The sequence below is a fragment of the Rathayibacter rathayi genome, assembly GCF_004011095.1.
GTDB classification, from domain to species: Bacteria; Actinomycetota; Actinomycetes; order Actinomycetales; family Microbacteriaceae; genus Rathayibacter; species Rathayibacter rathayi.
The window spans coordinates 2,583,897-2,602,971 of the sequence record NZ_CP028129.1 but is presented as its reverse complement, the minus strand read 5'-3'; the positions used below and the strand labels follow the sequence as shown (position 1 = coordinate 2,602,971).

Sequence of the window (19,075 nt, the reverse complement as noted above, 5' to 3'; positions counted from 1 at the left end):
GCGGTCTTCCGCGCGACCATCGTACCTGCGCGGTCCCCCCTCGATCGGCGCCGGCTCAGGAGGTCGTGACGCGGATGGCGTTCGCCCAGGGGTCTTCGAAGGCCAGGGCGCGGCCGTCGTCTCGGGTGGTGATTCCCGAGTGGGTCAGCCGCTCGCCGAGGGCGCCGAGGTCGTCGGCGCCGGGGACCACGATCTCGACCAGTCCGAGCCCGAGGGCCGGCTGCCGGCGTCCCGCGCCCGCCGAGTTCCAGGTGTTCATCGCCAGGTGGTGGTGATAGCCGCCCGCCGAGACGAACAGAGCCTGCCCGCCGTACGCGGTTGTCGTCTCGAAGCCGAGCTGGTCGACGTAGAACTCCTTCGCCGTCGCGACGTCGCCCACACTCAGGTGCACATGCCCGACGCGGGCGCCGCCGAGGCGCGGCTGCGCGATCGACTCCTCGGTGAGGTGCTCTCGCAGGAACGCGGTCGGGTCAAGGAACAGCGTGCTCATCTCGATCCGCCCGTGCGTCCACGACCACTGCGTGCGGTCGCGGTCCCAGTACAGCTCCACGCCGTTGTGCTCGGGGTCGTCGAAGTAGAAGGCCTTGCTGACCAGGTGGTCCGAGCTGCCGGTGAACGAGCCGGGGTGCCGGCTGACGACGCTGTACACGGCTGCGGCGAGCGCCGCCTCCGTCTCGAACAGGATCGCAGTGTGGAAGAGACCAGCGCTACGGGGTGCGGCGTGCACCAGCTCCGGTGCGTACTGGAGGATCACGGCCGGCACGCCGCCACGGCCGAGCACCGCGACCGGTCCGTCGTGCGAGAGCAGCTCGAGCGTCACGGCATCGCGGTAGTAGGCGATCATCCCGTCGAGGTCGGCGACTCGGAGAGTCACCGCGCCCATCGCGGTGCCGGGGGCGAGCAGGTCGGAGGAGGAGGCAGCCACGGCGGAGACGCTACCCGCTTGTAGTTGTCGCCACAACTATCTGACGCAGCCCAGAGATCTGACGCAGCCCAGAGGTCTTAGGAATCACATAAGCGGAACCCAGCGAGTGTGGGGAGGCCGGACGTGGAATGGGGACCGGTCGCCGTCAGGGGCGGCCCCCGGCACGAGGACGACACCATGAACGAGAGACACGAATCCCACGAGCGAGAGCTCACTGACCAGTCCACCCCCGCCGAGGCGCCGAGCGCCGACGCATTACGGGCTCTGGCTGTTCGCGACCGTCGTCGCGCGCTGATCGCTGGCGGCCTGGGGCTCGCCGTGCTGATCGGAGTGGCGGCGGGCGGAATCTCGTACGCCGGCCGCACCGAGGCGGCCTCCTCGGCCTCCTCGGGCATCACCGCGACCGGGTATCCGGGAGGCTCCCGTGGAGAGTTTGGCGGCTACTCGGTCTCCCCTTACTGGGGTCGATCAACCGACCAGGGCGGCGCCCTGCGGGACGGCTCCTCCACCGAATCCTCCGGCGGCACCTCCCGCAGCACCGGCGTCGTGGTCGCGAGCGCCGCGCAGACCGCAGGCGTCGTCACCATCACCTCCGCGCTCAGCTACCAGGGCGCCAGCTCGGCCGGCACCGGCGTGATCCTCACCTCCGACGGCATGATCCTCACCAACAACCACGTCGTCGCGGGCGCCACCGCGATCGTGGTCACCGTGGAATCGACCGGGCGGAGCTACATCGCCCGTGTCGTGGGCACCGATGCGACGAATGACATCGCTGTCCTGCAGCTGAAGGACGCCTCCGGTCTCACGCGCGCCACCCTCGACACCGACGGAGTGGCTGTGGGTGACGCCGTGACCGCTGTCGGTAACGCGGGCGGCACCGGCGACCTGGTCGCCGCCTCCGGAGTGGTCACGGCCCTGAACCAGCAGATCACCACCCGCTCCGAATCCGGCGTCTCGGCCGAGACGCTCACCGGTCTCATCCAGATCGACGCCGACATCGTCTCGGGCGACTCAGGAGGCCCCCTCGTCGACTCCGCCGGACGCGTGGTCGGGATCGACACCGCCGCCTCGAGTGGGACGTCCGACATCACCGGTTTCGCCATCCCGATCTCGAAGGCCCTCGACATCGTCGCCACGATCCAGGCGGGTGCTGACACCGCCACTGTCGAGATCGGCTATCCCGCCTTCGTCGGCGTCTCCCCTTCGCAAGGCACGCCGTCGCGGACATCGCGCGCCCCTGCCACCACCGGTTCCGGCGCGTTGATTGGCGGCGTCATCAAGGACACGCCGGCCGCGAAGGCGGGCCTCCAGGCGGGCGACGTCGTCACCGCCGTCGACGGCGCGGGCGTCGCTTCCGCCGCAGAGCTGTCGGCCCTGCTCGCCGAGCGCGAGCCCGGCGAGTCGGTGCGGCTCTCGTGGACTGACACCACGGGCGTCGCGCGTTCCGCCCAGGTCGTACTGGCCGAGGGGCCGGTCGCGTGAGTGGGATCGCCGCTGGGGAATTCGGCCCTGCGGGGTCGCCCCCGCGGGGCCGGGAGAGGGACCCGCACTGTTCATCAGGCAGGACACGCTGGGACACCCATTGTTTTGATTCAGTCAAGACAACTCGGGTAGTGTCCTTATCATGACAACAGTGGATGAGCGGCTCCGAGCCTGCGGGCTCAAGGTCACCGCCACCCGACGCGCAGTGCTGCTGGCCGTCGAGGAACACCCGCACTCCGGAGTCGAGGCAGTCCTGGCCCGTGTTCGCGCGAGTCTGCCCGAGACGTCGGCGCAGGCGGTCTACGGAGTGCTCTCGGCGTTCACCGACGCCGGGATCGTCCGCCGCATCGAGCCGGAGGGCCACCCCCGCCGATTCGAGCTGCGGGTCGGCGACAACCACCACCACGCGGTATGCCGGCGCTGCGGGGCCGTCGCCGACGTCGACTGCGTCGCCGGGGAGGCGCCGTGCCTGCATCCGCAGACCGCGAGCGGCTTCGCCATCGACACCGCCGATGTCACGTTCTGGGGCACCTGCCCCGGCTGCCTGCCCAGGCCCACTGACCGACACCCGCTACACCCCAGCGGCGGGCGCACGCGCCCCTCGCCGACAGGAGGAACATGACCGAGGAACGATTCACCACCACGAACGCCGGAGCACCGGTCGCCAGCGACGACCACTCGCTGAGCGTTGGAGCCGACGGACCCCTCGCGCTCCACGACCACTACCTCGTCGAGAAGCTCGCGCAGTTCAACCGCGAGCGCATCCCGGAGCGGGTCGTCCACGCCAAGGGCGGCGGCGCCTTCGGCCGCTTCACCACCACCTCCGATGTCAGCGCCTACACGCGCGCCGCACTGTTCCAGCCCGGAGTCGTGACGGAGATGCTCGCGCGCTTCTCCACCGTCGCCGGCGAGCAGGGCTCGCCCGACACCTGGCGGGATCCCCGTGGGTTCGCGCTGAAGTTCTACACCAGTGAGGGCAACTACGACCTCGTCGGCAACAACACCCCCGTCTTCTTCCTTCGCGATGGGATCAAGTTCCCCGATTTCATCCGCTCGCAGAAGCGCCTGCCCGGCAGCCACCTTCGCGACCACGACATGCAGTGGGACTTCTGGACACTTTCACCCGAGTCCGCCCACCAGGTCACCTGGCTCATGGGTGACCGCGGTCTGCCCGCGTCCTGGCGGCACATGGACGGCTTCGGCTCGCACACCTACCAGTGGATCAATGCGGCCGGCGAGCGCTTCTGGGTGAAGTACCACTTCAAGACAGACCAGGGCATCGAGATCCTCAGCCAGGAGCAGGCCGATCAGATCGCAGGAGAGGACGCCGACTTCCACATCCGCGACCTGTCCTCCGCGATCGACCGCGGCGACTTCCCCTCGTGGACGCTCTCCGTGCAGGTGATGCCGTACGAGGACGCGAAGAGCTACCGATTCAACCCGTTCGACCTCACCAAGGTCTGGCCGCACGCGGACTACCCCCTGATCGAGGTCGGCACCATGACGCTGGACCGTAACCCCGAGAACTACTTCGCGCAGATCGAGCAGGTGGCCTTCGCCCCCTCGAACTTCGTGCCCGGGATCGCGGCGAGCCCCGACAAGATGTTGCTTGCACGCATCTTCAGCTACGCCGATGCGCACCGCTACCGGGTGGGCACCAACCACGCGCAGCTCCCGGTGAACGCTCCAAAGTCGCCGGTGCACTCGTACTCGAAGGACGGCCCGATGCGGTTCGACTTCCAGAAGTCGGAGGTGCCCGTCTACGCACCGAACACGCAGGGCGGCGCTCACGCCGACCCGGCTCGGGCTGCCGAGTCCGCCGGCTGGGAGAGCGACGGCGAGTTCACGCGCGCCGCGGCGACCCTGCACCCGGACGACGACGACTTCGGCCAGGCGGGAACGCTCTACCGCGAGGTCCTCGACGAGGATGCCCGTGCCCGCCTGGTCTCGAACATCGCCGGCCATGTGTCGAAGGTCACCCGTCCGGAACTGCGTCAGCGTGTCCTCCAGTACTGGGCACACGTCGACTCGTCGCTCTCGCAGCGCATCGCCGAGGCGCTCGAGCCGTCGGCTCCCGGTGCGGACGTGTCCGCAGAGGCGGTCGGCATCGGCGCGTAGGTACTCACGGCCCGAGGAGGAGCGCGCGGGACCGGAATTATCCGGGCCGCGTGCTCCTCTTCGTCGTTCGGGGGACCGAGGCTGCACTCGAGCGGGATGCGGCGTGCGCCGGTGTCACGCCGGGAGGAGCCCGGCGGCGACACGCCCGGGATGAGCCGTTTGGGGCTCCCGTTTGACAGCACCGCGATCACTGCGTAACTTATCCCGAGTCGCCACATAGGCCGCAGGGAAACGGAAAGAGCAGTAGCTCCCACGTCCCGGCCTCAATCGGGACCATCCACTCGGTAAGACAGCCTCTCGAGGCCGGTTTGCCTCGCGGATGTCAAACCTTCGCGGGATCCCTCGGGTCCAGCATCTTCGCCGCCCGGTCCAAGACTTTAGTCCTGCTGCCGAGCAACGTCGGAGCGCCTCCGGGTGCGAGGACATGGCCAAGAAGCCGGATTTGACACGGCCTGCGAATGTGCTAACTTGTACCAGTTGCCACGGCGACAAAAGAGAAAAACTTCTCCTAGTCTAACCGAGTAGTTGCGTATGACGCAAGCAGCAACATCTTTCGATCACTCTCGTTGTGAAGCATCTTTTTTGGTGTGGAGGCGGGGTGTGTCCGATTCTTGAGAACTCAACAGCGTGCACTATGTTCAATGCCAATTTTATATCCCGGCTCGGTCTTTGGATCGGGTGGGGTTTCCTTTGGAAATTGATGTCAGCTTCCGGCTTTCGGGTCGGAGAGATGTCGTATTTGCTAGAGGTCAAACTTGATTTCCTTCTCTTTGGGGTTGGGGGTCGTAATTTTTTTACGGAGAGTTTGATCCTGGCTCAGGACGAACGCTGGCGGCGTGCTTAACACATGCAAGTCGAACGATGAAGCCTAGCTTGCTGGGTGGATTAGTGGCGAACGGGTGAGTAACACGTGAGTAACCTGCCCTTGACTCTGGGATAAGCGCTGGAAACGGCGTCTAATACCGGATATGACCTGCCCCGGCATCGGGTGTGGGTGGAAAGTTTTTCGGTCAAGGATGGACTCGCGGCCTATCAGCTTGTTGGTGAGGTAATGGCTCACCAAGGCGACGACGGGTAGCCGGCCTGAGAGGGTGACCGGCCACACTGGGACTGAGACACGGCCCAGACTCCTACGGGAGGCAGCAGTGGGGAATATTGCACAATGGGCGAAAGCCTGATGCAGCAACGCCGCGTGGGGGATGACGGCCTTCGGGTTGTAAACCTCTTTTAGTAGGGAAGAAGGGCTTCGGCTTGACGGTACCTGCAGAAAAAGCACCGGCTAACTACGTGCCAGCAGCCGCGGTAATACGTAGGGTGCAAGCGTTGTCCGGAATTATTGGGCGTAAAGAGCTCGTAGGCGGTTTGTCGCGTCTGCTGTGAAAACCCGAGGCTCAACCTCGGGCCTGCAGTGGGTACGGGCAGACTAGAGTGCGGTAGGGGAGAATGGAATTCCTGGTGTAGCGGTGGAATGCGCAGATATCAGGAGGAACACCGATGGCGAAGGCAGTTCTCTGGGCCGTTACTGACGCTGAGGAGCGAAAGCGTGGGGAGCGAACAGGATTAGATACCCTGGTAGTCCACGCCGTAAACGTTGGGAACTAGATGTGGGGACCTTTCCACGGTCTCCGTGTCGCAGCTAACGCATTAAGTTCCCCGCCTGGGGAGTACGGCCGCAAGGCTAAAACTCAAAGGAATTGACGGGGGCCCGCACAAGCGGCGGAGCATGCGGATTAATTCGATGCAACGCGAAGAACCTTACCAAGGCTTGACATATACCGGAAACTTCCAGAAATGGTTGCCCCGCAAGGTCGGTATACAGGTGGTGCATGGTTGTCGTCAGCTCGTGTCGTGAGATGTTGGGTTAAGTCCCGCAACGAGCGCAACCCTCGTTCTATGTTGCCAGCACGTTATGGTGGGAACTCATAGGAGACTGCCGGGGTCAACTCGGAGGAAGGTGGGGATGACGTCAAATCATCATGCCCCTTATGTCTTGGGCTTCACGCATGCTACAATGGCCGGTACAAAGGGCTGCGATACCGTAAGGTGGAGCGAATCCCAAAAAGCCGGTCTCAGTTCGGATTGAGGTCTGCAACTCGACCTCATGAAGTCGGAGTCGCTAGTAATCGCAGATCAGCAACGCTGCGGTGAATACGTTCCCGGGCCTTGTACACACCGCCCGTCAAGTCATGAAAGTCGGTAACACCCGAAGCCAGTGGCCTAACCGTAAGGAGGGAGCTGTCGAAGGTGGGATCGGTGATTAGGACTAAGTCGTAACAAGGTAGCCGTACCGGAAGGTGCGGCTGGATCACCTCCTTTCTAAGGAGCATCTGGACACCGTAGGGTGTTCCAGGGGGCCGGATCAAAGCGAATGTCTTTGCTGGTCGCTCATGGGTGGAACATTGAACGAGGTGCCTGTCGAGATCGTCTCGCGTTAGTACAGCCTTTGGGTTGGGAACGCGTCGGGGTGGTGGAGTCGGGTGCATGCACGCTGTTGGGTCCTGAGGGACCGGGCCGGTTGCCTTCGGGTGGCGGGGTCGACTCTCTGGATCTTTTTCTCACGCCTGGGTGTGTGGGGGAGGGATACCGCCCGTATTTTGAGAACTACACAGTGGACGCGAGCATCTTAGATTCAGGACTACAAATCCTGGATCGTATAGATCCGGGACTGTAAATCCCGGGTCGCTCAGATCCGGGACTTCAAATCCTGGGTCGAACAGATTGAGGACTCTCAATCGTCGGTCGCACAGGTCCGGGACTTCAAATCCTGGATTGCACAGGTCTGGGACTTCAAATCTCGGACCGCTCAGGTTCGGGACTTCAAATCTCGGATCGCTCAGGTCTGGGACTTTAAATCCTGGATCGCTCTGATCTGGGACTTCAAATCCTGGGTCGCTCTGATCTGGGACTTCAAATCCTGGGTCGCTTAGGTTCGGGACTTCAAATCCTGGGTCGCTCTGGTCTGGGACTTCAAATTCTGGATCGTTCGGGTTGAGGACTTCAAATCCTGTACCGGAAAATCTGGGACGTTGAGTCTTGGGTGAGGGGTTCGTGGGGGTGCCTTCGGGTGTTCCTGGCGATGAGTGTGCGTGTGATGTGGTGAGTGATGGGTTCTCGAACTCATGTGATTTCAAGTTTTTAAGAGCAAACGGTGAATGCCTTGGCATCTGGAGCCGAAGAAGGACGTCGTAATCTGCGATAAGCCTCGGGGAGCTGATAAACGAGCTGTGATCCGAGGATTTCCGAATGGGGAAACCCCGTCAGGCCCTTTGTGGTGACCTGGTGACTCCCGCCTGAATATATAGGGCGGGTAGAGGGAACGTGGGGAAGTGAAACATCTCAGTACCCACAGGAAGAGAAAACAACAGTGATTCCGTTAGTAGTGGCGAGCGAACGCGGAAGAGGCTAAACCGAGTCATGTGTGATACCCGGCAGGGGTTGCATGGTCGGGGTTGTGGGACTTTTCGTCGTGTTCTGCCGAGCACGGAACGTTACAGCGCATCATAGACGAACAGGTTTGAATGCCTGGCCAGAGCGGGTGCGAGCCCCGTAGTCGAAATGGTGTTATGGCGTGGAGAGTATCCCAAGTAGCACGGGGCCCGAGAAATCCCGTGTGAATCTGTCAGGACCACCTGATAAGCCTAAATACTCCCAGATGACCGATAGCGGACAAGTACCGTGAGGGAAAGGTGAAAAGTACCCCGGGAGGGGAGTGAAATAGTACCTGAAACCGTTTGCTTACAAACCGTCGGAGCCTCCTTGTTGGGGTGACGGCGTGCCTTTTGAAGAATGAGCCTGCGAGTTAGTGCTCTGTGGCGAGGTTAACCCGTGTGGGGCAGCCGTAGCGAAAGCGAGTCCGAATAGGGCGTTGTGAGTCGCAGGGTCTAGACCCGAAGCGAAGTGATCTATCCATGGCCAGGTTGAAGCGACGGTAAGACGTCGTGGAGGACCGAACCCACTTCAGTTGAAAATGGAGGGGATGAGCTGTGGATAGGGGTGAAAGGCCAATCAAACTTCGTGATAGCTGGTTCTCTCCGAAATGCATTTAGGTGCAGCGTTGCGTGTTTCTTGCCGGAGGTAGAGCTACTGGATGGCCGATGGGGCCCAAAAGCTTACTGACGTCAGCCAAACTCCGAATGCCGGTAAGTGAGAGCGCAGCAGTGAGACTGTGGGGGATAAGCTTCATAGTCGAGAGGGAAACAACCCAGACCACCAACTAAGGTCCCTGAGCGCGTGCTAAGTGGGAAAGGATGTGGAGTTGCACAGACAACCAGGAGGTTGGCTTAGAAGCAGCCACCCTTGAAAGAGTGCGTAATAGCTCACTGGTCAAGTGATTCCGCGCCGACAATGTAACGGGGCTCAAGCACGCCACCGAAGTTGTGGCATTGACATTAGTGGTAGGCCTTCGTGGTCCAGCCGTGTTGATGGGTAGGAGAGCGTCGTGTGGCGAGTGAAGCGGCGGTGTGAACCAGCCGTGGACGCCACACGAGTGAGAATGCAGGCATGAGTAGCGAAAGACGGGTGAGAAACCCGTCCTCCGGAAGACCAAGGGTTCCAGGGTCAAGCTAATCTTCCCTGGGTAAGTCGGGACCTAAGGCGAGGCCGACAGGCGTAGTCGATGGACAACGGGTTGATATTCCCGTACCGGCGAAGAACCGCCCAAGACAATCTAGTAGTGCTAAGTATCTGAATCCCTGTGATGGATCCCTTCGGGGTGAAGCGTTGGGCCTAGCGTACGACCCCGTGCTGGTGCGTTTAGCGTATTAACAGGTGTGACGCAGGAAGGTAGCCGAGCCGGGCGATGGTTGTCCCGGTCTAAGGATGTAGGGCGAACGATAGGTAAATCCGTCGTTCATGTTGCCTGAGATCTGATGGGTAGACGCAAGTCGAAATCGGTGATCCTCTGCTGCCAAGAAAAGCATCGACGCGAGGTTCTAGCTGCCCGTACCCCAAACCGACTCAGGTGGTCAGGTAGAGAATACTAAGGAGATCGAGAGAATCGTGGTTAAGGAACTCGGCAAAATGCCCCCGTAACTTCGGGAGAAGGGGGGCCTGAGGCGTGAACGGACTTGCTCCGGGAGCGTTCGATGGCCGCAGAGACCAGTGGGAAGCGACTGTTTACTAAAAACACAGGTCCGTGCTAAGTCGCAAGACGATGTATACGGACTGACGCCTGCCCGGTGCTGGAAGGTTAAGAGGAACGGTTAGCCTTATGGCGAAGCTGAGAATTTAAGCCCCAGTAAACGGCGGTGGTAACTATAACCATCCTAAGGTAGCGAAATTCCTTGTCGGGTAAGTTCCGACCTGCACGAATGGCGTAACGACTTCCCAGCTGTCTCAACCGCGAACTCGGCGAAATTGCATTACGAGTAAAGATGCTCGTTACGCGCAGCAGGACGGAAAGACCCCGTGACCTTTACTATAGTTTGGTATTGGTGTTCGGTGTGGCTTGTGTAGGATAGGTGGGAGACTGTGAAGCGGGCACGCTAGTGTTCGTGGAGTCATTGTTGAAATACCACTCTGGTCACTCTGGATATCTAACTTCGGACCCTAATCGGGTTCAGGGACAGTGCCTGATGGGTAGTTTAACTGGGGCGGTTGCCTCCCAAAAAGTAACGGAGGCGCCCAAAGGTTCCCTCAACCTGGTTGGCAATCAGGTGGCGAGTGTAAGTGCACAAGGGAGCTTGACTGTGAGACTGACAAGTCGAGCAGGGACGAAAGTCGGGACTAGTGATCCGGCAGTGGCTTGTGGAAGCGCTGTCGCTCAACGGATAAAAGGTACCTCGGGGATAACAGGCTGATCTTGCCCAAGAGTCCATATCGACGGCATGGTTTGGCACCTCGATGTCGGCTCGTCGCATCCTGGGGCTGGAGTAGGTCCCAAGGGTTGGGCTGTTCGCCCATTAAAGCGGTACGCGAGCTGGGTTTAGAACGTCGTGAGACAGTTCGGTCCCTATCCGCTGCGCGCGCAGGAAATTTGAGAAGATCTATCCCTAGTACGAGAGGACCGGGATGGACGAACCTCTGGTGTGTCAGTTGTTCCGCCAGGAGCACCGCTGATTAGCTACGTTCGGAACGGATAACCGCTGAAAGCATCTAAGCGGGAAGCCGGCTTCGAGATGAGATTTCCATCCCTTCGGGGGAGAGGCTCCCAGCCAGACGACTGGGTTGATAGGCCGGATGTGGAAGACAGGACTAAAGACTGTCGGAGCTGACCGGTACTAATAAGCCGATAACTTGATAATCACTACACTCATACCGTTGTAAAGGCTGGTAGGAGTGGTCAGAGATTGCTTGCGTCCACTTTGTGGTTCCCAGAAGACGGGCACCCCGCGCCGCCCTTCGAGGAGCGCGGAACAATTGAATACACGCACGGCGTGTAACCCAGATTTGACCATCCACCTTGGGGTGGGTGTGTCGCCAGGGTTACGGCGGCCATAGCGAGAGGGAAACGCCCGGTCACATTCCGAACCCGGAAGCTAAGACTCTCAGCGCCGATGGTACTGCAGGGGGGACCCTGTGGGAGAGTAGGACACCGCCGGACACCATTCACGATGGCCACCCAGAAATGGGTGGCCATCGCTGTTTAACCGGCCGCTTCATACTCCGCTGTCGGCACGATCAGCGACCGGGTTAGGGTGGTGGGACGCCTTCGGGCGGATCAACTTCACAGAGCATCACCACGACAGGCGAGGTAGGCATGGACGACTCAGGATCCGACCGTCACGACCGGGACTCCGGACGGCGGGACGGGCGCCCGCCTCGAGCCGGGCGCTCGTCGAACGGTCGTAGGGAATCGGGCGACTCCCGTCCGCGTCGCGATGGTGATGCTCGTCCGCCGTACCGCAGCGGTGGTGACTCCAGCCCGGAGCGCGGCGGCGACTCCCGTCCGCGTCGCAAGGGTGACTCCCGTCCTTCCCACCCCGGCGGTGATTCGCGCCCCCAGCGGAACGCTGACTCGCGTCCTCGTCGGGACGGTGACTCGCGTCCTCCTTACCGGGGCGGTAGCGGGGGGTCGCGTCAGCAGCGTGAGGGTGATGCTCGTCCTCCGTACCGTGGTGCTGGCGACTCGCGGCCTCAGCGCGACGGCGATTCGCCTCCGCGTCGGGAGGGGGACTCCCGTCCTCCGTTCCGAGCGGGTTCGCGTGATGGCGGGGCGCGCCCCTGGTCGCACGATCGTCGCGGCGGTGAGGATCGCCAGGGCCAGGGCCAGGGCCAGGGCCAGGGCCAGGGACGCGGACGCGGGCGCGAGGGATTCGGCGGTGGACGCGGCGGCCCGCGCGAGGAGCCGGAGCTCACCGAGGAGGAGCGCGAGCGGCGCTCCCTACAGTCGGTGCGGCCGCGTCACGACGACCCCGACCTGCCGGACGACGTGCAGGCGAAGGACCTCGATAAGGTCGCGCGCAATGAACTCCGCACGCTCTCGAAGGACAACGCCGAGTGGGTTGCCCGTCACCTGGTGATGGCTGGCCGCCTCCTCGAGGAGGACCCGGAACTCGCCCATCGCCATGTGCTTTCCGCCGCCCGGCGGGCGGGACGCATTGCCGTGGTGCGCGAGTCGCTGGCCATCTCGGCGTACGCAACCGGCGACTTCGCTCTGGCGCTCCGGGAGCTGAGGACCTTCCGCCGCATCTCGGGCTCTGATGAGCAGGTTCCGCTGATGGTCGACTCCGAGCGCGGGGTCGGTCGGCCTGATAAGGCACTCGAACTGGGACGGTCCATCGACCGCAGCACGCTGAGCCCGGGCGCTCAGGTGTCCCTGGCCATCGCTATGTCCGGGGCGCGTCTCGACCTCGGTCAGACCGAGCTGGCGCTGATGGAGCTGGAGATCCCGCAGCTTGATCCGGACCGCGCCTTCTCGTTCAGCCCCGATCTCTTCGCGGCCTACGCCCTCGTGCTCGAGGAGGTCGGTCGGTCCGACGAGGCAGAGGAGTGGCAGCGCCGCGCCGATATCGCCGCGCAGGCCGTCTTCGCGGCCGAGGGCGGTGGCGACGAGACGATCGAGGTGATCGAGGAGGAGCACGGGCCGGCCGCCGCCACCGAGCCAGCCACCACCGAGTCCGCCGCCACCACCCAGTCCGCGCCCGCCGCCGCCGCCACCCAGCCCGCCGATCCCACCGAGGAGGACCCGCATGTTCCGCAGCAGCAGAACTGAGCCCACTCCGCTCGACGGGCGCGACTCGGTGCTGGCCGACCTCGACGGGGTCGTTTATACGGGTGCCGAGGCGATCCCGTTCGCGGTGGAGAGTCTGAACCGCGTGGCCGAGTCGCTGCGGGTGGGTTACATCACCAACAACGCGTCGCGCACCGACGCATCCGTCGCCGGCCACCTCTCCGAGCTCGGGCTGAGCGTTCGAGCCGAGGATGTCGTCACCTCGCCGCAGGCCGCGGTCGTCCTGCTCGCCGACCTGGTGCCGGTCGGCGCGACGATCCTCGTGGTCGGCGCGGAGGGCCTCACCTCGGAGGTCGAGCGTGCGGGGTTCACGGTGACCCGTAGCGCGGAGGACTCGCCGGCCGCCGTCATCCAGGGCTTCGCGCCTACGGTCGGCTGGGAGCAGCTGGCCGAGGCCTCGTTCGCGCTGCACACCGGTATCCCGTGGGTGGCGACGAACACGGACTGGACGATTCCCGTCGCGCGCGGCATCGCTCCGGGAAACGGCACGCTGGTCTCGGCCGTGCACACCGCGGTCGGCCGGCTCCCGGTCGTGGCGGGCAAGCCGGAGCGCGCGATCTTCGATGCGGCGACGGCGCGGTTCGGCTCCGCGAATCCGCTTTTCCTCGGCGACCGGTTGGACACCGACATCGCCGGGGCGAACGGTGCGCAGATGGCGAGCGCGCATGTGCTCACGGGGATCGACCGGGCGAAGCAGCTGCTGGCCGCCGAGCCCAAGCTCCGCCCGATCTTCATTCTCGGCGACCTGCGCGAGTTGCACCTGCCGTATCCGGCGACGACCATCTCACGGAACGGGACCCACTCCGTCCGCGGCGCGAAGGTGCGCCTCGAGGGCGACTCCGTGCTGATCGTGGACGCAGGCGACGACGCGACCGATCTCCTCCGGGCCGCCTGTTCGGTGATCTGGTCGTCCGGTCGAGCGATCTACGGCCTCGACGTGCCGGAGTCGCTCTACCGCTGATCCTGTGCGGCGGGCTCCCGGCGTCCCTCGCGGCGCAGGAGCCCGTCGAGCCAGCCCGCAAGCTCCGCCACGACTCCGGCCACCAGGGTACGCCGGGGTTGACGCAGGTTAGCGGTAGACGGCCCAGTCGTCCTTCGCGAGGACGGTCGGGGTGCCCTCGATCTCGACCAGCCAGCCGCGGTCGTCGCGTTCGAGGTAGCGTCCCTGGACGATCTCGGGGGCCCAGCCGCCGTCGCGGGATGAAATCCAGCGGACGAAGCGGATGGTCCCTCCGCGACGAAACAGTGTGCCGTTGTGGTCGCTCATGCGGGGATCTTCTTCACGGAAAGGTCGTCGGTGGACGAGGGTTCGGGGAGGAGGTGAAGGCCGAGGCGGCCGTTCGACGCGTTCGAGAGTTCGCGCAGCCAGTGCGGGTTCAACTCGATCGGGACGATGTCGTCGTACTCATAGCGGAGGGGGATGCCAGGGTGGAGCCACAGCTCGGATCGAGGGCCGGTGTCGTCCTCGATCGTGAGCAAGAAGCCCTCGCCGCGGCGGAACCGGGAGGTGATAACCGTCTGCAGGTGGGCCAGCGTACGGTCCTCGAAGGCGTGCGAGCTGGCCGGTGCGCCGTAGAGAAGTCGTCCCATCGTGTGCGCCTCCTCGCCGTCGACGGCGCACGAAAGGTGTGCCGCGCGAACGACTCTAGGTATTGCTAAGTCGGTTAGCTAACCGTCTGGTTCGCCACTGCGTTTTTGGGATATCGGTGCTCCGTCCGCCGCGAAAGTGGTTCGATGGATGCAGCGAGGTCCCGTCCGGAGCGCCTGCCGCTCGAAAGGTGCACCGCGATGGACGCTCGACCAGACCTGTTCGCTCTGCTGGCGCGGTTGCGCACGGCGGAGCGCGACTACGACGGTCGGGTGGAGCGGCGCCTGGGCGTTGGAGCGACGGACCTCGCAGCGCTGCGGCTCGTCGGAGGGGGCGAACGGCGCAACGAGGTCGTGCGCGCCGTCGACCTCGCGGCAGCGCTGTCGATCACGACGGCGGCGGTCTCGCTCCTCGTCGATCGCCTCGTCCGCGCCGGCTACGTTGACCGCACCCCCGACCCCTCCGACGGACGCGGCCGCATCCTCTGCCTGACGGAACGCGCGCGAAAGGCGATCGTCGGAACCGACGACCCCACCTACGACCAGATCCGAGCGATGGTGTCCCGCGTGCCCGAGGCGGAAGCGGCGACCGTCGCGACGCTCCTCGACGGGCTCAGCCGGATCCTCGAGGGGCAGCCACCACCCGAGCTCAAGGACTGAGCTCGCACCTCAGCAGGGTGGCGCTCGGCGACTCGCCGAACCGCTCCGCGTAGGCGGCGCTAAAGCGGCCCGCGTTCCCGAAGCCCCAGCGCCGGGCGACAGCCGCGACCGTCGTCCCGTGCGGTGGGCTCACCGCCAGCTCCTGCCGAGCGCGGTCAAGCCGGACCAGGCGCAGGTAGGCGATCGGGCGCATCCCGAGCACGCGCTGGAACGCGGACTGCAATCCGCGGACGCTGAGGCCGGCCGCCTCCGCGATCTCGGCCGGGCCGATCGGCTCGGCGCAGGAGGCGTGCACGTACTCGACCGCGGTGCGGACCCTCGTGTTGCGAGGGGCGAGCAGCTCGGGCGGGACCGGGGCCGACTCCGGAGGATAGAGGTCCAACAGGGCGGAGGCCGTGGCGCGGGTCAGTTCGTCCCAGAGCAGCGGCTCGACCCGCTCGCTGCGCAGCGCGCGAGCGGAGGCGGCGACCGCCGAGCGCCAGCGGCGGATCGCGGCGTCGCCGGGGCGGTGCTCGGAGTCGAAGGCGAGGGACCCGATCAGGCCCCGTTCGGCGCCAATGCGGTCCACGACTCCGCGATCGAGGTGCACCAGGCGCTGGTCGAAATCGGCGTAGTCGAACGCGAACGGCCGACCGACCGGGAAGAGCACGGGCCGATACTCCGCCATCACGATCGAGGCGCGGCCCACATCGAGCCGCCCGGCGCCGCCGACGATCCACTGCACAACGACATCGTCGGAGTCGCCGATACCGCCGACGAGGCGACCGGACATCCGCGAGGTGCGCAGAGTCATCCCACCGTCGCCGATGGCGGCATAGCGGTAGCTGAAATCGGAGTCGGTGGTGGCGGCGCGCCACTCGTCGCCGTTGTAGAGCCGGGCGAGGCTGTGGCGTGCCTCGTCCGGATCCTGGCCGCCGGCTTCGAGCCGGACGGGACGGGGGTGATCGTCCACAGGTCTCGGTGCCTCAGCGCGTCAGGCGCTCGATGAGCTCGCGATAGCGCGCGGCCGTTCGCTCGACGATCTCGGACGGAAGGGTCGGCGCAAGGCCCTGGCCGTCCCAGTTGTCGGCGAGCCAGTCGCGCACGATCTGCTTGTCGAACGAGCGCCCGCGGATCCCGGCGTCGTAGTCGTCGGCGTCCCAGTAGCGAGAGGAGTCGCTGGTCAGCACCTCGTCGCCGAGGGTGACCACTCCGCTCTCGCGGTCCACTCCGAACTCGAACTTCGTGTCGGCCAGCAGTACGCCGCGGGCCAGGGCGATGGCGGAGGCCTCGCGGAACACGGCGAGCGAGAGGGTGCGCAGCGCCTCCGCCACCGCTTCGCCGACGATCTCGACCGTGCGCTCGAAGGTGATGTTCTCGTCGTGCTCGCCCTGCGGAGCCTTCCAGGCGGGGGTGTAGATCGGCTCGGGGAGCGGGTCGCCGTCCTGCAGGCCCTCGGGGAGCGGGACGCCGCAGACAGAGCCGGTCGCCCGGTACTCCTTCCAGCCGCTTCCCGAGAGGTAGCCGCGGACGACGCACTCGATCGGAACCATGTCGAGGGTCTTCACCAGCATCGCCCGGCCGCGCACCTCCTCCGGGATCTCGCCCGGGACGAGGTGATTCGGCACATCGGAGAGCTGCGCGAACCACCAGAGGGACAGCGTGGTCAGCAGTTCGCCCTTCCCCGGAATGCCGGGCTCGAGGACGGCGTCGTAGGCGCTGACCCGATCGCTGGCGACCACGAGCATGCGGTCGGCGCCGAGCACGGGGTCGGCGTCGTCGGGGGTGTAAAGATCGCGGACCTTGCCGGAGTAGGCGTGCTGCCAGCCGGGCAGCGGCGTGGTGGTGTCGAAGGACAGGGAGTCGTCGCGGGTCACCGCACCATTCTTGCCGATCCCGCGACTCCTGACGGCGCGCTGGGTTCTTCGGGATCGGAGCTGTCAAGCACGCGCGGCGTCCGATCGCCCGCGCCTAGCGTCGACGACATGACTTCGCACAATGACACGACTTCGCACAACGACCAGTACAGGTTCCAGGACCCCGCCGCGATGTTCGCCGACATCGACACGGAGGCGCAGTATCAGGAGGGCTCTGGCCTCGACTCGAGGATGGACGACCCCGCCGACCGCGGCGAGTCGACCTACCGCGGCTCCGGCCGCCTCACCGGGCGCAAGGCGCTCGTCACCGGAGGCGACTCGGGCATCGGCGCGGCCGTTGCCATCGCCTACGCGCGCGAGGGCGCCGACGTCGCGATCGTCTCCCTTCCAGGGGAGGAGTCGGACGCGAAGAAGGTCGTCGCGCTGATCGAGGAGGCCGGACGCACCGCCGTCGCCATCCCCGGCGACATCACCGACCACGATTTCGCCGTCGGCGCGGTCGCACAGGCCGTCGAGGGCCTGGGCGGACTTGACATCCTCGTGAACAACGCGGGGAAGCAGCAGTACGTCGAGGACCTCCTCGAGCTCTCGGACGAGCAGTTCGACGAGACCTTCACGACCAACGTCTACGCGATGTTCTGGATGACGAAGGCGGCCGTGCCGCACCTCGCCCCCGGTTCTGCGATCATCAGCACCTCGTCGATTCAGGCCTACCAGCCCTCGCCGATGCTGGTCGACTACGCCAGCACGAAGGCCGCGATCAACACGTTCTCGAAGGCGCTCGCGCAGCAGCTCGCGCCGAAGGGCATTCGCGTGAACGTGGTCGCCCCCGGCCCGATCTGGACGCCGTTGCAGACCGCGGGTGGCCAGCCGTCGGACACGCTGCCCGAGGTCGGCTCGCAGACGCCGCTCGGACGCTGGGGCCAGCCGGCAGAACTCGCTCCCGCGTACGTATTCCTCGCTTCCGCGGAGTCGAGCTACGTCGTCGGCGAGACGCTGCACGTCAATGGCGGTATGCCCACGCCGTAACACTCGGTGCTCACGGCGGGCCCCGTCACTGCGCGGAAGACGTTCCTCCGCGCAGTGACGGGGCCCGCCAATTTGGTTGTCGTAACAATCGACTTCTGCGCCGGTTCGTTTGCCAGGCTCAGGACATGACCGATTCCTTGCCGATCCTTGACCTGTCCCGCCTCGACCGGGGGGAGGCGGAGGCCGCCGCCTTCCGCCGTGACCTCCGGGAGACCACACACGACGTGGGCTTCTTCTTCCTCGTCGGCCACGGTGTGCCCCAGGACCTTCTCGACGATGTTGTGACCGTCTCCCGTCGCTTTTTCGACCTGCCGGAGGAGGAGAAGCTCGCGATCGAGAACACCCTCAGCCCGCAGTTCCGCGGCTACACCCGATTCGGCGCCGAGCTGACCAACGGCGATGTGGACTACCGCGAGCAGGTCGACATCGGCGTCGACCGCCCGGCTGTCGAGCGCGGACCGGGTGTTGCCGACTACGAGCGCCTCGAGGGCCCCAACCTCTGGCCCGAGGCGCTGCCGGAGTTCCGCGAGGTCTTCGAGCGCTGGCATGCCGAGCTGGCCGCGGTCGCGATGCGGCTGCTGCGTACCTGGGCGCTCGCCCTTGACGCCCCGGAGGACGTGTTCGATGAGGCGTTCGCCGAGCGTCCCTTCCCGCTGGTGAAGGTCGTGCGCTACCCCGGCACTTCCGACCCGGAGCCGAAGCAGGGTGTCGGCGCGCACCGGGACGGCGGCGTCTTGACGCTGCTGCTGGTCGAGCCCGGCAAGGGCGGCCTGCAGGTCGAGCACGACGGCTCATGGATTGAGGCGCCCGCGCTAGAGGGAGCGTTCGTCGTCAACATCGGCGAGATGCTGGAGCTCGCCACGGGCGGCTACCTCAAGGCGACGCTGCACCGGGTGATCTCGCCGCTGATCGGGACGGACCGGATCTCGATCCCGTTCTTCTTCAACCCCGCGCTCTCGGCGACGATGCCCTCGCTCCCGCTGCCGGAGGAACTCAAGTCCGGTCTCTCGGTCGACCCGACCAACGCGCCGATCCTCGAGACCTACGGAGAGAACGCGCTGCGCTACCGTCTCCGCGCCCACCCGAACGTGGCCGCCGTCCACCACGCCGACCTGCTCGCTCCCCCCGCCTGACCCCTCCCCGCGAGATGCCACTTGTGCGCGCCGCCTCCGGCGTGTCGCGCGCACAAGTGGCATCTCGCGGGGGGGGGGGGGAGGAGGGGGGAGGAGGGATCGCGCGCGGTGCCGA

Annotated in this window: 13 protein-coding genes and 3 rRNA genes; 11 read left to right on the top strand and 5 right to left on the bottom strand. The window is 65.1% G+C overall.

Features of this window, described 5'->3' with window-relative positions:
* Positions 1-55 precede the first annotated feature (55 nt).
* Positions 56-883, bottom strand: coding sequence for a VOC family protein (locus C1O28_RS12575; protein WP_097167221.1), 828 nt, complete (start codon positions 881-883; stop codon positions 56-58).
* 219 nt (positions 884-1,102) lie between these two features.
* On the opposite strand from C1O28_RS12575, the gene C1O28_RS12570 reads away from it, so the two are divergent.
* From C1O28_RS12570 to C1O28_RS12535, 8 genes are all read left to right on the top strand, one after another.
* Entirely contained in the window at positions 1,103-2,407 is a 1,305-nt protein-coding gene (locus C1O28_RS12570; protein ID WP_097167089.1) for a S1C family serine protease, read from the top strand.
* 142 nt (positions 2,408-2,549) lie between these two features.
* Positions 2,550-3,029 (top strand): Fur family transcriptional regulator, encoded by a 480-nt coding sequence (locus tag C1O28_RS12565; protein WP_097167088.1) that lies wholly within the window; start codon positions 2,550-2,552, stop codon positions 3,027-3,029.
* Entirely contained in the window at positions 3,026-4,525 is a 1,500-nt protein-coding gene (locus tag C1O28_RS12560; protein WP_097167087.1) for a catalase, read from the top strand. The genes C1O28_RS12565 and C1O28_RS12560 overlap by 4 nt, the downstream gene beginning before the upstream one ends.
* Positions 4,526-5,318: 793 nt before the next feature.
* Positions 5,319-6,841 (top strand): 16S ribosomal RNA (locus tag C1O28_RS12555).
* 809 nt (positions 6,842-7,650) lie between these two features.
* Positions 7,651-10,767 (top strand): 23S ribosomal RNA (locus C1O28_RS12550).
* A gap of 182 nt (positions 10,768-10,949) precedes the next feature.
* Positions 10,950-11,066, top strand: a 5S ribosomal RNA gene (gene rrf, locus C1O28_RS12545).
* Together the 16S, 23S and 5S rRNA genes form the textbook arrangement of a ribosomal RNA operon.
* Positions 11,067-11,855: 789 nt before the next feature.
* Complete coding sequence (locus C1O28_RS12540) at positions 11,856-12,677, top strand: tetratricopeptide repeat protein (RefSeq protein WP_243392099.1); 822 nt, start codon at positions 11,856-11,858, stop codon at positions 12,675-12,677.
* The gene (locus C1O28_RS12535) at positions 12,655-13,656 is read left to right on the top strand and encodes an HAD-IIA family hydrolase (RefSeq protein WP_097167650.1); all 1,002 of its coding nucleotides are present in this window, start codon (positions 12,655-12,657) and stop codon (positions 13,654-13,656) included. The genes C1O28_RS12540 and C1O28_RS12535 overlap by 23 nt, the downstream gene beginning before the upstream one ends.
* Positions 13,657-13,764: 108 nt before the next feature.
* Here the strand turns inward: C1O28_RS12535 and C1O28_RS12530 are convergent, their stop codons facing one another.
* Entirely contained in the window at positions 13,765-13,962 is a 198-nt protein-coding gene (locus tag C1O28_RS12530; protein ID WP_097167649.1) for a hypothetical protein, read from the bottom strand.
* Positions 13,959-14,285, bottom strand: coding sequence for a DUF7882 family protein (locus tag C1O28_RS12525; protein WP_097167648.1), 327 nt, complete (start codon positions 14,283-14,285; stop codon positions 13,959-13,961). The genes C1O28_RS12530 and C1O28_RS12525 overlap by 4 nt, the downstream gene beginning before the upstream one ends.
* A 198-nt stretch (positions 14,286-14,483) precedes the next feature.
* Here C1O28_RS12525 and C1O28_RS12520 point away from each other — a divergent pair, with 198 nt between their 5' ends.
* On the top strand, positions 14,484-14,942 hold the full coding sequence (locus tag C1O28_RS12520; protein WP_160487615.1) for a MarR family winged helix-turn-helix transcriptional regulator: 459 nt from the start codon (positions 14,484-14,486) through the stop codon (positions 14,940-14,942).
* Here C1O28_RS12520 and C1O28_RS12515 read toward each other — a convergent pair.
* Together C1O28_RS12515 and C1O28_RS12510 are read right to left on the bottom strand one after the other, a co-directional pair.
* A complete protein-coding gene (locus C1O28_RS12515; protein ID WP_097167646.1) occupies positions 14,932-15,894 on the bottom strand; it encodes an AraC family transcriptional regulator in 963 nt (320 codons plus the stop codon). The genes C1O28_RS12520 and C1O28_RS12515 overlap by 11 nt on opposite strands.
* 13 nt (positions 15,895-15,907) lie before the next feature.
* Positions 15,908-16,798 (bottom strand): phosphoribosylaminoimidazolesuccinocarboxamide synthase, encoded by an 891-nt coding sequence (locus C1O28_RS12510; protein ID WP_243392098.1) that lies wholly within the window; start codon positions 16,796-16,798, stop codon positions 15,908-15,910.
* Between the two features lie 108 nt (positions 16,799-16,906).
* Between C1O28_RS12510 and C1O28_RS12505 the strand changes: the two genes are divergently transcribed.
* The gene (locus C1O28_RS12505) at positions 16,907-17,827 is read left to right on the top strand and encodes a glucose 1-dehydrogenase (protein ID WP_097167645.1); all 921 of its coding nucleotides are present in this window, start codon (positions 16,907-16,909) and stop codon (positions 17,825-17,827) included.
* 125 nt (positions 17,828-17,952) lie between these two features.
* Positions 17,953-18,960, top strand: a complete 1,008-nt coding sequence (locus tag C1O28_RS12500; RefSeq protein WP_104249322.1) for an isopenicillin N synthase family dioxygenase — start codon at positions 17,953-17,955, stop codon at positions 18,958-18,960.
* Positions 18,961-19,075: the final 115 nt, after the last annotated feature.